Raw genomic sequence first — 12335 nt, 5'->3', positions numbered from 1 at the left:
GATGACCTACCACCCGAAATCGGATTTCATGCGCGTGATGATCGAGCGCGGCTTTCTGGCCGACTGCACCGATTATCAGGGGCTGGACGAGGCTTTGGTGAAGGGCGTCGTGCCGGCCTATATCGGCTTTGACGCGACGGCGAAGTCTTTGCATGTCGGATCGCTCATCCAGATCATGATGCTGAGATGGCTGCAGAAGACCGGGCACAAGCCGCTTGTTCTGATGGGAGGCGGGACGACCAAGGTGGGCGATCCCTCGTTCCGCGCCGAAGAGCGCCCCTTGCTGACGCCCGCGCAGATCGACGACAATATTGCGGGGATCAAGCAGGTCTTCTCGGCCTATGTGACCTTTGGCGACGGCGCGTCGGACGCGCTGATGCTGAACAATGCCGAATGGCTGGACGCACTCAACTACCTCGACTTCCTGCGCGACATCGGGCGGCATTTCTCGGTCAACCGGATGCTGTCGTTCGAAAGCGTGAAATCGCGGCTGGACCGCGAGCAGTCGCTCAGCTTCCTTGAATTCAACTACATGATCCTGCAGGCCTATGATTTCCTTGAGCTGAACCGGCGCTATGGCTGCCTGTTGCAGATGGGCGGCTCGGACCAGTGGGGCAATATCGTCAACGGGATCGACCTGACGCGCCGGGTGCTCGACCGGGAAATCTATGGCCTGACCTCGCATCTGCTGACCACGTCGGATGGCAAGAAGATGGGCAAGTCGCAGTCGGGGGCGGTGTGGCTCAACCCCGACATGTTCTCACCTTACGAATTCTGGCAGTACTGGCGGAACACGACGGATGCCGATGTGGGCCGGTTCCTGAAGCTTTACACCGAACTGCCCATCGCGGAATGCGACCGGCTGGGGGCGCTTGGCGGGTCCGAGATCAATGCGGCCAAGATCGTTCTGGCCAATGAGGTGACGAAGCTTGCCCATGGCGCCGAGGCAGCGGCGGCGGCCGAAGCCACCGCGCGCGAGGTGTTCGAGAAGGGCGGCGTGGGCGATGACCTGCCGACGCTGCGGGTCAGCGCCGAGGAGGCGGCGGAGGGGCTGGGGATCGTCCAGCTGTTCGTGCGCGCAGGTCTTGCGGCCTCTGGCAAGGATGCGAAACGGCTGATCCAGGAGGGCGGTGCGCGGCTGAACGACGAACCGGTCACGGACGCGGGCCTCAGGCTTGGGGCGAGCCATCTGGCGGAGCCCCTGAAACTGACGGCGGGCCGCAAGCGCCATGCTTTGGTGGTGATGGACTGACCGGGGCCGAAGGGCGCCGAAATCTTGCAAAGATTTCGGTCCGGATTTCGTGACGAAATCCGACGCCCGCCTAGGGCCCGAGCATCCATTCGCCGTCCGGGTGGAAGGCGTGGAAGGCAAAGGCGAAGGGCAGATCGTGGACGAGGTCGCGGCCGGTCGCGGCAGCGGTGACGCGCACGCTGCCCACGTCGCGCCCCTCGCCGATCGACACCGCGTCGAGCGCCGAGGCCTGACCTGCCGTCCAGGAGAGGGTGACACCTGCCTCGGTCAGGGTTCCGGCCACCACCACCCGTTCCAGCGGCCAGGCGCGGTTGCCGACCCGCACCACGCGGGCAAGCGACGCGATACCGTGTGGCGGGTCCTCGCCCGTATAGAGGAAGGGGCGCGCGGCGCTGTCATAGCCCACGTAAGGATTGCTGCCATAGGCGCGCGACCAGTCGGGCTCATCCATCACCAGCCCGTCCGGATGGGCGCGGCGAAAATCGCCCCAGCTTTCCATGCGGGCGGGCAGTTGCGTCAGGCGCCTGCCGGCCATCTGCCCGACGATCCCCTCGCCCAGCGCCTGCTGCCACCAGCTTTCGGTCTCGCGGTCGTACATGATCATGTCGGAATGCCTGAGAAGGCCCGAGACGCCGAAACTGTAGGTCCGCCCGCCGAGGCGGCGGTCGAAGATCATGCCCGTGTTGCAGAGCGGGCAGAAGGTGACGGCGACGGGCATGTCGCCCACCTGATCGTTCACGATTTCATGCCAGATCAGATAGCGGATCGGCCAGGCGCGCGGCGCCTCGCCCGGATGCACGAGCGTCATCACCGGCTCTGCCTCGGCCAGACGCGTCTCGTCCGCGACCGCAATCATCTGCGGTGCGTCGATCGCCGGAATGCCGTCCTTGGGCGGACCGCCGGACAGGATCTCGTCAAGATCGATGGTCGTCTGGCTGAAATCGGTCGCGGGCCAGAGCGCGCGCCAGCGCGCTTCGTCGCCAGCGGCCGGCGGTGCCATCAGGAACGGCGCAAGCGCCAGACAGAGGGCGAACGGGAAGCGGATCATCGGCGGCCTTCCTCCGGCGGCCAGACTGCCGGAAGAGGTGGCGGGAGGCCAATCAAAAGGCCGCCGATCACCGGATTATGAACGGCCTATTCGGTGACCGAAACCCGCGCCATCACGTCGGGCTTGTCGGTGACCGCGCCGCCGAGGTTGACCTCGCCGCGCTTGATCTTGTCCACGACCTCCATCCCCGAGATCACATGGCCGATCACGGTATATTCGCCGTTCAGATGCGGGGCGGAGCCGAACATGATGAAGAATTGCGAATTGGCGCTGTCGGGCGAATTGGTGCGCGCCATGCCGACCACGCCTCGTTCGAACTGCACTTTGGAGAATTCTGCCGGAAGATCAGGAAGATCGGAATTGCCCATGCCCGCCTGCGATGTATCCCCGCCGGAGCGGCCATATTGCACATCGCCGGTCTGGGCCATGAAGCCGTCGATCACCCGATGAAAGACCACACCATTGTAGAGCCCGCCCTTGGCAAGCTCGACCACCTGTGCGACGTTTCTCGGCGCAAGCTCGGGCTGAAGGTCGACGACGACCGTGCCGTTCGCCTGACCGGCAACCTCGATCACCAGGTTCGGCCCCGGGCCGTCCGCGTCGCTGACGGAGCTTTGTGAAAGTTGCCCGAAGAGCCACCAGGCGGCGGCTATGGAAGCGAGTGCGGCAAGTCCTCCGGTCATGAAGATACGGTCAGACATCCGCCGCCACCTTGACCGAAACCATCCGGTCGGGGTTCACCGGCGGTTCGCCACGAGTGATCTTGTCGACATGTTCCATGCCCGAGATCACGCGGCCATAGACGGTGTACTGTCCGTTCAGGAAATGGTTGTCCTTGAAGTTGATGAAGAACTGGCTGTTGGCCGAGTTCGGGTTCATCGAGCGCGCGGCGCCAAGCGTGCCGCGGTCATGGGGAAGCTTGGAAAACTCCGCCGGAAGGTCGGGCAGGTCCGAACCGCCGGTCCCGGCGCGGCCGGGGTTCCAGCCCGCTTCCATATTCGCGTGCTGCACGTCGCCCGTCTGGGCCATGAAACCGTCGATCACCCGGTGGAAGGCCACATTGTCATACTTCCCCGCGCGGGCGAGTTCCTTCATCCGTTCGGCGTGCTTGGGCGCCACGTCTTTCAGAAGCTCGATGACGACGGGGCCGTCCTTCAGCGTGATGATGATCGTGTTCTCGGGATCCTTGATGTCGGCCATGATCGCCTCCTTAATTCATTCGCGCGGGAACCTAGGGCTTGACGGCGAGCAAGAAAAGCGAAAAGCGGCCAGAAAGGCGGGGCTCGGCAGAGATCGGTTGATCTGAGCCGGGCGCGGCTGCGAGACTGGCCGTGCGGCAGGTGGCGGGAAAGGACGGATCATGGGGTTCAAGACGATCGACGACATGGATGTCGCGGGCAAGGTCGCGCTGGTGCGGGTAGATATCAACGTGCCGGTGGAAGCGGGCGTGGTGACCGATGCGACGCGGATCGAGAAGATCGTGCCCACGGTCAAGGACCTGATCGCCAAGGGGGCGAGCGTGGTGCTTCTGGCCCATTTCGGCCGCCCCAAGGGCAAGGTTGTGCCCGAGATGAGCCTGCGCGTCACCCTGCCCGCCCTCGAAAAGGCGCTAGGACTGCCGGTGGCCTTCGCCGAGGATTGCGTGGGTGGCCCGGCCAAGAAGGCGGTGGCGGCCCTGCCCAAGGGCGGCGTGCTGCTTCTGGAGAACACCCGCTTCCATGAGGGCGAGGAAAAGAACGACCCCGCCCTTGCCGCCGGAATGGCGGCGCTCGGCCATATCTATGTGAACGATGCGTTTTCGGCCGCGCACCGGGCCCATGCCTCGACCGAGGGGATAGCAAGGCTTCTGCCCGCCTGTGCGGGGCGGCTGATGGCGGCGGAGCTGAAGGCGCTGAATGCAGCGCTTGGCGAGCCGGAGCGGCCGGTGGCGGCGGTGGTGGGCGGTGCGAAGGTGTCGACCAAGCTCGACCTTCTGGGCAACCTGATCGAAAAGGTCGATCATCTGGTGATCGGCGGCGGCATGGCCAACACGTTCCTTGTGGCCAAGGGCGTGCAGGTCGGCACCTCGCTGGCCGAGCACGAGATGGCCGATACCGCGAGCGCGATCCTTGCCAAGGCCGAGGAAACCGGCTGCGCCATCCATCTGCCGATCGATCTGGTGGTGGCGCGCGAATTCAAGGCGGGCGCGGATCACGAGGTGGTGCCGGTCTCGCACTGTCCGCCGGATGCGATGATCCTCGATGCCGGGCCCTCGACGGTTGCGGTGCTGGACACGGTATTTCAGTCGTGCCGGACGCTGATCTGGAACGGACCACTGGGCGCGTTCGAACTGCAGCCGTTCGACGCGGCCACCAATGCCGCGGCGGCGAAGGTGGCGGAGCTGACGCGGGCGGGCAAGCTCGTCTCGGTCGCGGGGGGCGGCGATACGGTCGCGGCGCTGAACAAGGCGGGCGCGGCTGAGGATTTCACCTTCATCTCGACGGCCGGGGGCGCTTTCCTCGAATGGATGGAAGGCAAGGACCTGCCCGGTGTTGCCGCATTGATGGACTGAAACGGGCCGCGCCTGCCGTGACGGTAGGGAAGGCTTGCAAGCGTGCACGAATGTCCTACCTTCGGGGAACGCGCGGACAGAGGAGGTCACGATGGCGGCTGGCAGTGGCCTGAAGGGCTGGACCCTGATCACCGGGGCCTCCGAAGGGCTGGGACGGGAGTTCGCGATCATCGCCGCCGCCGAGGGGCGCGACCTGATCCTTGCCGCCCGGCAGGAGGCGAAGATGGAGGCGCTGGCCGAAGAGCTGCGCGCCAAGCACAAGATCGCGATCGAGGTCATTCCGACCGATCTGGCCGATCCCGACGCGGTGGAGCTTTTGTGGCGCAAGGCCTCGTCCCGGCGGCGGATCGACGTTCTGGTGAACAATGCGGGCCTTGGCTACAACGGGCCCTTCGGCGGCGAGGATTTCATCCGCGAGGAAATCTCGATCCTTGTGAATGCCCTCGCGCCCACGATCCTGATGAAATATGCGATCCCGCATATGCAGGCGGCCGGTGGCGGGCGGATCCTGAATGTCGCCTCGACGGCGGCCTTCATGCCGGGGCCGAACATGGCGGTCTATCATGCGACGAAGGCCTATCTTCTGTCGCTGAGCGAGGCGGTGGCGGAGGAATTGCGCGGCGGGACGGTGAAAATCTCAGTCCTCTGCCCTGGCCCGACGGCGACCAATTTCCAGAAGGACGCGAAGATGGAGGAAGTGACGCTGTTCAAGCGCGCCCCGGTCCAGTCGGCGCGGGCGGTCGCGAAAGCGGGCTGGCGGGCGATGAAGCGCGGCAAGCGGGTGAAGGTGACGGGGCTGTCGAACAAGTTCTTTGCCTTTGCCCCACGCTTCGCGCCCCGCTGGCTGACGACGCGCATTGCCGCGAAATTCCTGAAATAGCGGGCTTTGGAGCGTTTCCCGGCGGGGCCTGTCCGGCGGATTGCGGCCGAATTGGCGCCGGGCGGGAACCGCATCGCGGCTGTTAGCGCCACCAGATTTGCAAGCCCGCCTGCCCTGTCCTAAGAGCGGAGGAAAGGGTGGCGCTTCCTGCCGCCCGTGAAGCGGACGGAGAGAGAGATGGCACGTCAGAGCCAGGCCGAACAGATGCGCAAGGGCAAGGGGTTCATCGCCGCGCTCGACCAGAGCGGCGGGTCGACGCCCAAGGCGCTGAAGCTTTATGGCGTGCCGGAAAGCGCCTATGCGGGCGATGCGGAAATGTTCGCGCTGATCCATCAGATGCGGGCGCGGATCGCCCAGTCGCGGGCCTTCGACGGCAGCCGGGTGATCGGGGCGATCCTGTTCGAGCGGACCATGGATGGCGAGATCGGCGGCAAGCCCGCCGCCGATTACCTCTGGCTGGAAAAGCAGGTCGTGCCGTTCCTGAAGGTCGACAAGGGTCTGGAGGACGAGGCCCACGGCGTGAAGATGATGAAGCCGATCGGCGGGCTGGATGCGCTGTTGAAGCGCGCGCTGGACAAGGGGATTTTCGGCACCAAGATGCGCTCGGTCGTCGATGCGGCGAATGCCAAGGGGATTGCGGCGAACGTCGCCCAGCAGTTCGAGGTGGGCGCGCAGATCCTTGACGCGGGGCTCATGCCGATCATCGAGCCGGAAGTGACGATCTCGATCGCCGACAAGGCCGAGGCGGAAGAGCTGCTGAAGGCCGAGATACTGCGCCAGCTGGACCAGCTGCCCGAGGGCCGCGAAGTGATGCTGAAGCTGACGCTGCCCACGGTCGAGGGCCATTACCGGGCGCTGATCGACCATCCGAAGGTCATGCGCGTCGTGGCGCTGTCTGGCGGCTATTCGCGCGACGAGGCCAACCGCATCCTGGCCCGCAACCCCGGCATGATCGCGAGTTTCTCGCGGGCGCTGACCGAGGGGCTTTCGGCCCAGCAGGACGATGCGACTTTCGACCGGGCGTTGGATGCGGCGGTGCAGGGCATTTACGACGCCTCGATCACCTGAGCCAAAGGGCTGAAATTTCGGCGGGAATCCCCCGGGGGGGATTCCCTTCGCGAATCGGATATGCCATGATTCGCCCATGACCGCCCGTGAGAGGCGGCATGGAGTGCATGGGCAGATGCTGGCGACATTGAAACCTGCGGTGGGCATGGCCACCCTTGCCGGGCTGTTCCTGGCGACGGCGGCCTATTTCACCTTCGCCGCCGTGCAGGGCGATTACGGCGTGGTGAAGCGCGTGCAGATCAGTGCCGAGAAGCAGGAACTGACGGCCGAGCGCGACCGGCTGAAGGCCGAGGCCGCGCGGATGGAAAACCTCACGCGGCGCCTCTCGGACGATTACCTCGACCTCGACCTTCTGGACGAGCGGGCCCGCAACGTGCTGGGCTATGTCCGCTCCGACGAGCTGGTCATCCAGTAAGAGAAAGCCCGATCCGGAAGGAAACCGAAATCTTTCAAAGATTTCGGACCGGATTTCGTGCCGAAATCCGGCACCTTCCCTTCCCCGGGGGAAGTTTTTGCTCGCAATGCGAGGGCAATTGCGCTATATATAGTTTAACGTTGAACTATCTTACCGCCAGCGGGAGGTCGCCAGGATGGCAGCGCGTAAAAGTTCCGAAAAATCAAACGTCTCCAGGGATGAGCTTCTCAAATATTACCGCGAGATGCTGCTGATCCGGCGATTCGAGGAAAAGGCGGGCCAGCTCTATGGCATGGGCCTGATCGGCGGTTTCTGCCATCTCTACATCGGGCAGGAAGCGGTGGTGGTGGGGCTTGAGGCCTGCACCAAGGAGGGCGACAAGCGCCTGACCTCCTACCGCGACCATGGCCATATGCTGGCCTGCGGCATGGAAGCCCGCGGCGTGATGGCCGAACTGACGGGCCGCATCGGCGGCTATTCCAAGGGCAAGGGCGGCTCGATGCACATGTTCAGCCGCGAGAAGCATTTCTACGGCGGCCATGGCATCGTCGGCGCACAGGTGCCCTTGGGCGCGGGCCTTGCCATGTCGGACTGGTACAAGGGCAATGACAATGTGACCTTCGTCTATTTCGGCGACGGGGCGGCGAACCAGGGCCAGGTCTACGAGACCTACAATATGGCCGAGCTCTGGGGCCTGCCGGTGGTGTTCGTGATCGAGAACAACCAATATGCGATGGGCACCTCGATGAAGCGCGCGACCAAATCGACGACGCTGTTCGGCCGCGGCACGGCTTACGGCATTCCGGGCGAACAGGTCGACGGAATGGATGTGCTGGCCGTCAAGACCGCGGGCGAGAAGGCGGTGGCGCACTGCCGGGCGGGGAAAGGCCCCTATATCCTCGAGATGATGACCTACCGCTATCGCGGCCACTCGATGTCGGACCCGGCGAAATACCGGACCCGCGAGGAGGTGGAGAAGATCAAGCAGGAGAAGGACGCGATCGACCATGTGCGCGACCTTCTGGTCGGCGCGGGTCACGCGAGCGAGGACGATCTGAAGGCGATCGACAAGGAGATCAAGGCGATCGTCAACGACAGTGCCGATTTCGCCAAGGAAAGCCCCGAGCCGCCGCTGAGCGAGCTCTGGACCGATATCTACGCCTGAGGGGGGACAAGAGAGATGGCAACCGAAATTCTGATGCCGGCCCTGTCGCCCACGATGGAAGAGGGCACGCTGGCGAAATGGCTGGTCAAGGAAGGCGATGCGGTCAAGTCCGGCCAGATCATCGCCGAGATCGAGACCGACAAGGCGACGATGGAGTTCGAAGCGGTCGATGAAGGAACCGTGGGCAAGATCCTCGTGGCCGAGGGAACGCAAGGGGTGAAGGTCAATACGCCCATCGCGGTTCTTGTCGAAGAGGGTGAGGCCGTTCCGGCGGCCGGTACTGCCCCAGCGCCCGCTGCGGCCCCGAGTGCGGCACCGGTGGAGGCGGCGTCCTCCGCGCCTGCGGTCGCGGCGGCGCCGGTTGCTGTCGTTTCCAACGCCTCGCCCGACTGGGCCGAAGGCACGGCGATGAAGACGATGACGGTGCGCGAGGCGCTGCGCGAGGCGATGGCCGAAGAGATGCGCGCCAATGGCAATGTCTTCCTCATGGGCGAGGAGGTCGGCGAATATCAAGGCGCCTACAAGATTTCCCAGGGGCTTCTGGACGAGTTTGGGCCGAAGCGGGTGATCGACACGCCGATCACCGAGATCGGTTTTGCGGGCATCGGCGTCGGCGCGGCCTGGGGCGGGTTGAGCCCCATCGTCGAGTTCATGACCTTCAACTTCGCCATGCAGGCGATCGACCATATCATCAACTCGGCCGCCAAGACGAATTACATGTCGGGCGGCCAGCTTCCCTGCCCCATCGTCTTCCGCGGCCCGAATGGCGCTGCGGCGCGGGTGGCAGCACAGCACAGTCAGGATTACGCCGCCTGGTATGCGGCGATCCCGGGCTTGCGGGTCGTGATGCCCTATTCGGCGGCCGATGCGAAAGGCCTTCTGAAAAGCGCGATCCGCGATCCAAACCCGGTCGTGTTCCTTGAAAACGAGATTCTTTACGGTCGGTCGTTCGAAGTGCCGGACCTGCCCGATTTCACCATTCCCTTCGGCAAGGCGCGCATCTGGCGCGAGGGCTCTGACGTCACCCTCGTGTCGTTCGGCATCGGCATGGCGCATGCGCTGGAAGCGGCCGATCAGCTGGCCAAGGACGGGATCAGCGCCGAGGTCATCGACCTTCGGACACTGCGCCCCATCGATTATGACACGGTGCTGGCATCGGTGATGAAGACCAACCGCTGCGTCACGGTCGAGGAAGGCTTCCCCGTCGGTTCGATCGGGAACCATCTGTCGGCGGTGATCATGGAGCGGGCGTTCGACCATCTCGACGCGCCGGTCGTGAACTGCACCGGCAAGGACGTGCCGATGCCCTATGCGGCGAACCTTGAGAAGCTGGCGTTGATCACGCCCGCCGAGATCGTGTCCGCCGTCAAATCCGTCTGCTACCGGTGAGGTGACCCATGGCAATCGAAATTCTCATGCCCGCGCTCTCGCCCACGATGGAAGAGGGCACTTTGGCCAAATGGCTGAAGAAGGAAGGCGATACGGTCAAGTCGGGTGACATCATCGCCGAGATCGAGACCGACAAGGCGACGATGGAATTCGAAGCGGTCGATGAAGGCACGCTTGGCAAGATCCTGATTGCCGAAGGCACGCAGGGCGTGAAAGTGAATACGCCGATTGCGGTGCTGGTCGAGGAGGGCGAGGCGGTTCCGGCCGCTTCCGCCCCTGCCGCCGCGCCCGTTGCGGCTGCCCCGGCCGCCGCTCCGGTTGCCGCCGTCGCACCGGCTGCGGTCGCTGCGGCACCTGCGCCCGCAGCCCCGGTCAAGGCCGGCGCCCGCGTGATCGCCTCGCCGCTTGCGCGGCGGCTGGCCAAGGAAAAGGGCGTCGATCTGACTGCCATCGCAGGCAGCGGCCCGCACGGGCGGATCATCAAGGCCGATGTCGAGAAAGCGGTTCCGGGCGCCAAACCGGCTGCTGCTCCCGCTGCAACTGCTGCCCCGGCGCCAGCCGCCGCTGTACCTGCGGCGATGCCGACCGGCCCTGCGACCGCGACGGTCCTCAAGATGTACGAGGGCCGCACCTTCACAGAAGTGACGCTCGACGGAATGCGCCGCACGATCGCCGCGCGCCTGACCGAGGCCAAGCAGACGATCCCGCATTTCTACCTGCGGCGTGAGGTGCAGCTGGATGCGCTGATGGCTTTCCGCGAACAGCTGAACAAGGGGCTGGAAGCGCGCGGCGTGAAACTGTCGGTCAACGACTTCGTCATCAAGGCCTGCGCGGTGGCGCTGCAGGCGGTGCCGGACGCCAATGCCGTCTGGGCGGGGGACCGGATCCTGAAGCTGAAACCCTCGGACGTGGCCGTCGCGGTCGCGGTCGAAGGCGGGCTTTTCACGCCGGTTCTGAAGGATGCCGAGGCGAAAAGCCTTTCGGCTTTGTCGGCCGAGATGAAAGACCTCGCCACCCGCGCCAAGACCAAGAAGCTCGCGCCGCACGAATATCAGGGCGGCAGCTTCGCCATCTCGAACCTAGGCATGTTCGGCGTGGATAATTTCGACGCGGTGATCAACCCGCCGCATGGTGCGATCCTTGCCGTTGGTGCGGGAGTGAAGAAGCCGGTTGTGAAGGCGGATGGAACGATCGGCGTGGCGACCGTCATGTCGATGACGCTCTCGGTCGATCATCGGGTGATCGACGGCGCGCTCGGGGCGGAGCTTCTGAAGCAGATCGTGAACAATCTGGAAAATCCGATCGCGATGCTGGCCTGATCGAAGAAATGCAAAATGGCCGGGGCGCGCGAATGCCCCGGCCTTTTTCTTTCGCTCAGGCTGAAGATCAGCCCTCGTCGTCGAAATTCTGATCCATCGTCAGCGAGGGCTGTGAACAGCCCGCTTCACCGACGATCCTCGCCGGAACGCCTGCGACCGTCTTGCAGGAAGGGACATCGTGAAGAACCACGGATCCTGCGGCGACGCGCGAGCAATCGCCCACGTGAATATTTCCAAGGATCTTGGCCCCCGCCCCGATCAGCACGCCGTTGCCGATCTTGGGATGGCGATCACCGTCTTCCTTGCCGGTCCCGCCCAGCGTCACCGAATGCAGCATCGAGACATTGTCGCCCACCACCGCTGTCTCGCCAATGACGATCGAATGGGCATGGTCGATCATGATCCCTTTGCCGACGCGGGCATTGGGATGGATGTCGACGCCGAAGACCTCGCTCACCCGCATCTGCACGAAGAGCGCCAGGTCGCGGCGCCCAGTGGTCCAGAGCCAATGGCCGATCCGGTAAGCCTGGATCGCCTGATAGCCTTTGAAGAAGAGGATGGGCTGGAGGAAGCGATGGCAGGCCGGGTCGCGGTCATAGACCGCCACGCAATCCGCGCGCGCCGCTTGCCCAAGTTCCGGCGCCGAGGCATAGGCCGTATCGGCGATCTCGCGCAAGAGCTGCTCGCTCATCTCGCCCGAGGCGAGTTTCAGCGAGAACCGGTAGCCGAGGGCGCGTTCCAATGTCGGATGGTGAAGGATACCGGTGTGGAAGAACCCGCCGAGCAGTGGTTCGTCCCGCACCGCGGCGCGGGCTTCTTCGCAGACATGGGTCCAGACCGGATCGACCTGCGCGACTTTTGCAGCAACTTCAGCCATCTGCATCTCCCTGACTTCTGCGCCTCAGGGTAGCAGATAAGGTGCGGGGAGAAAACGGCAAGCGGGCGGCTGGCCATTTCACATTTTGGCGGGTGCGCCATTCCAGAATGCCATGGCGGACCGCCAGCAAGGCCGCGCAATAGAGAGCGTCGTCCTTGTCTGGCGGAGCGCTGATGTCGCCGCCAACAAGAGCTGACGCCAATCCACCGTTTCCCCAGCGCGGATGAAGGCGACCCGTGCGCTTCCGATGCAGATCAGCGGCCTTCACCTGATCCATGTGGAACTGTAGTACCGTGGGCCAGCCGACCGGCGCACTCGCCAAGAGAGCCAGAGCAAGAAGATCCACATCACTCGAGGTAATCGCGCGCATG

13 protein-coding genes are annotated in these 12335 nt (G+C 64.5%); 8 read left to right on the top strand and 5 right to left on the bottom strand.

The features are described from left to right. Position 1: 1 nt before the first annotated feature. On the top strand, positions 2-1252 hold the full coding sequence (gene tyrS, locus OU426_RS10200) for a tyrosine--tRNA ligase (protein WP_267633879.1): 1251 nt from the start codon (positions 2-4) through the stop codon (positions 1250-1252). Between the two features lie 70 nt (positions 1253-1322). Here tyrS and OU426_RS10195 read toward each other — a convergent pair whose 3' ends face one another. The 3 genes from OU426_RS10195 to OU426_RS10185 all read right to left on the bottom strand — a co-directional run bounded on the left by OU426_RS10195 (position 1323) and on the right by OU426_RS10185 (position 3500). Continuing rightward, positions 1323-2300: a DUF3179 domain-containing protein gene (locus OU426_RS10195; RefSeq protein WP_420712586.1), complete on the bottom strand. Its 978-nt coding sequence runs from the start codon at positions 2298-2300 to the stop codon at positions 1323-1325. Positions 2301-2386: 86 nt separating this feature from the next. After that, on the bottom strand, positions 2387-3001 hold the full coding sequence (locus OU426_RS10190) for a peptidylprolyl isomerase (protein WP_267633878.1): 615 nt from the start codon (positions 2999-3001) through the stop codon (positions 2387-2389). After that, on the bottom strand, positions 2994-3500 hold the full coding sequence (locus OU426_RS10185) for a peptidylprolyl isomerase (RefSeq protein WP_267633877.1): 507 nt from the start codon (positions 3498-3500) through the stop codon (positions 2994-2996). Before OU426_RS10185 ends, OU426_RS10190 begins: the two co-directional genes overlap by 8 nt. A gap of 160 nt (positions 3501-3660) precedes the next feature. On the opposite strand from OU426_RS10185, the gene OU426_RS10180 reads away from it, so the two are divergent. The 7 genes from OU426_RS10180 (at position 3661) to OU426_RS10150 (ending at position 11087) form a co-directional block, all read left to right on the top strand. Further along, on the top strand, positions 3661-4851 hold the full coding sequence (locus tag OU426_RS10180) for a phosphoglycerate kinase (RefSeq protein ID WP_267633876.1): 1191 nt from the start codon (positions 3661-3663) through the stop codon (positions 4849-4851). 91 nt (positions 4852-4942) lie between these two features. Then, positions 4943-5731, top strand: coding sequence for an SDR family NAD(P)-dependent oxidoreductase (locus OU426_RS10175; RefSeq protein WP_267633875.1), 789 nt, complete (start codon positions 4943-4945; stop codon positions 5729-5731). A gap of 177 nt (positions 5732-5908) precedes the next feature. Then, the gene (locus tag OU426_RS10170) at positions 5909-6799 is read left to right on the top strand and encodes a fructose bisphosphate aldolase (protein ID WP_267633874.1); all 891 of its coding nucleotides are present in this window, start codon (positions 5909-5911) and stop codon (positions 6797-6799) included. Positions 6800-6914: 115 nt separating this feature from the next. After that, complete coding sequence (locus OU426_RS10165; protein ID WP_267634064.1) at positions 6915-7214, top strand: FtsB family cell division protein; 300 nt, start codon at positions 6915-6917, stop codon at positions 7212-7214. A gap of 175 nt (positions 7215-7389) precedes the next feature. Beyond that, positions 7390-8379: a pyruvate dehydrogenase (acetyl-transferring) E1 component subunit alpha gene (gene pdhA, locus OU426_RS10160; RefSeq protein ID WP_267633873.1), complete on the top strand. Its 990-nt coding sequence runs from the start codon at positions 7390-7392 to the stop codon at positions 8377-8379. A gap of 15 nt (positions 8380-8394) precedes the next feature. Further along, positions 8395-9768, top strand: coding sequence for a pyruvate dehydrogenase complex E1 component subunit beta (locus OU426_RS10155; protein ID WP_267633872.1), 1374 nt, complete (start codon positions 8395-8397; stop codon positions 9766-9768). An 8-nt stretch (positions 9769-9776) separates the two neighbouring features. Further along, positions 9777-11087 (top strand): pyruvate dehydrogenase complex dihydrolipoamide acetyltransferase, encoded by a 1311-nt coding sequence (locus OU426_RS10150; protein ID WP_267633871.1) that lies wholly within the window; start codon positions 9777-9779, stop codon positions 11085-11087. 67 nt (positions 11088-11154) lie between these two features. On the opposite strand, the gene cysE is transcribed toward OU426_RS10150, so the two are convergent. Next, a complete protein-coding gene (gene cysE, locus OU426_RS10145; protein WP_267633870.1) occupies positions 11155-11964 on the bottom strand; it encodes a serine O-acetyltransferase in 810 nt (269 codons plus the stop codon). Then, positions 11957-12334: a DUF7742 family protein gene (locus tag OU426_RS18185; RefSeq protein WP_506737135.1), complete on the bottom strand. Its 378-nt coding sequence runs from the start codon at positions 12332-12334 to the stop codon at positions 11957-11959. Before OU426_RS18185 ends, cysE begins: the two co-directional genes overlap by 8 nt. Position 12335: the final 1 nt, after the last annotated feature.

This window comes from Frigidibacter sp. RF13, from assembly GCF_026626305.1.
GTDB lineage: Bacteria > Pseudomonadota > Alphaproteobacteria > Rhodobacterales > Rhodobacteraceae > TMP-24.
The sequence above is the reverse complement of the archived record's forward strand: the minus strand, read 5'-3'. Positions and strand labels throughout refer to the sequence as shown.

What these genes read in the sequence shown, in the direction of transcription:
- cysE (WP_267633870.1), bottom strand. Translation starts at nt 11,964, where the DNA reads ATGGCTGAAGTTGCTGCAAAAGTCGCGCAGGTCGATCCGGTCTGGACC.
- OU426_RS10165 (WP_267634064.1), top strand. Translation starts at nt 6,915, where the DNA reads ATGCTGGCGACATTGAAACCTGCGGTGGGCATGGCCACCCTTGCCGGG.
- OU426_RS10190 (WP_267633878.1), bottom strand. Translation starts at nt 3,001, where the DNA reads ATGTCTGACCGTATCTTCATGACCGGAGGACTTGCCGCACTCGCTTCC.
- OU426_RS10155 (WP_267633872.1), top strand. Translation starts at nt 8,395, where the DNA reads ATGGCAACCGAAATTCTGATGCCGGCCCTGTCGCCCACGATGGAAGAG.
- tyrS (WP_267633879.1), top strand. Translation starts at nt 2, where the DNA reads ATGACCTACCACCCGAAATCGGATTTCATGCGCGTGATGATCGAGCGC.
- OU426_RS10180 (WP_267633876.1), top strand. Translation starts at nt 3,661, where the DNA reads ATGGGGTTCAAGACGATCGACGACATGGATGTCGCGGGCAAGGTCGCG.
- OU426_RS18185 (WP_506737135.1), bottom strand. Translation starts at nt 12,334, where the DNA reads ATGCGCGCGATTACCTCGAGTGATGTGGATCTTCTTGCTCTGGCTCTC.
- OU426_RS10170 (WP_267633874.1), top strand. Translation starts at nt 5,909, where the DNA reads ATGGCACGTCAGAGCCAGGCCGAACAGATGCGCAAGGGCAAGGGGTTC.
- OU426_RS10175 (WP_267633875.1), top strand. Translation starts at nt 4,943, where the DNA reads ATGGCGGCTGGCAGTGGCCTGAAGGGCTGGACCCTGATCACCGGGGCC.
- OU426_RS10185 (WP_267633877.1), bottom strand. Translation starts at nt 3,500, where the DNA reads ATGGCCGACATCAAGGATCCCGAGAACACGATCATCATCACGCTGAAG.
- OU426_RS10150 (WP_267633871.1), top strand. Translation starts at nt 9,777, where the DNA reads ATGGCAATCGAAATTCTCATGCCCGCGCTCTCGCCCACGATGGAAGAG.
- pdhA (WP_267633873.1), top strand. Translation starts at nt 7,390, where the DNA reads ATGGCAGCGCGTAAAAGTTCCGAAAAATCAAACGTCTCCAGGGATGAG.
- OU426_RS10195 (WP_420712586.1), bottom strand. Translation starts at nt 2,300, where the DNA reads ATGATCCGCTTCCCGTTCGCCCTCTGTCTGGCGCTTGCGCCGTTCCTG.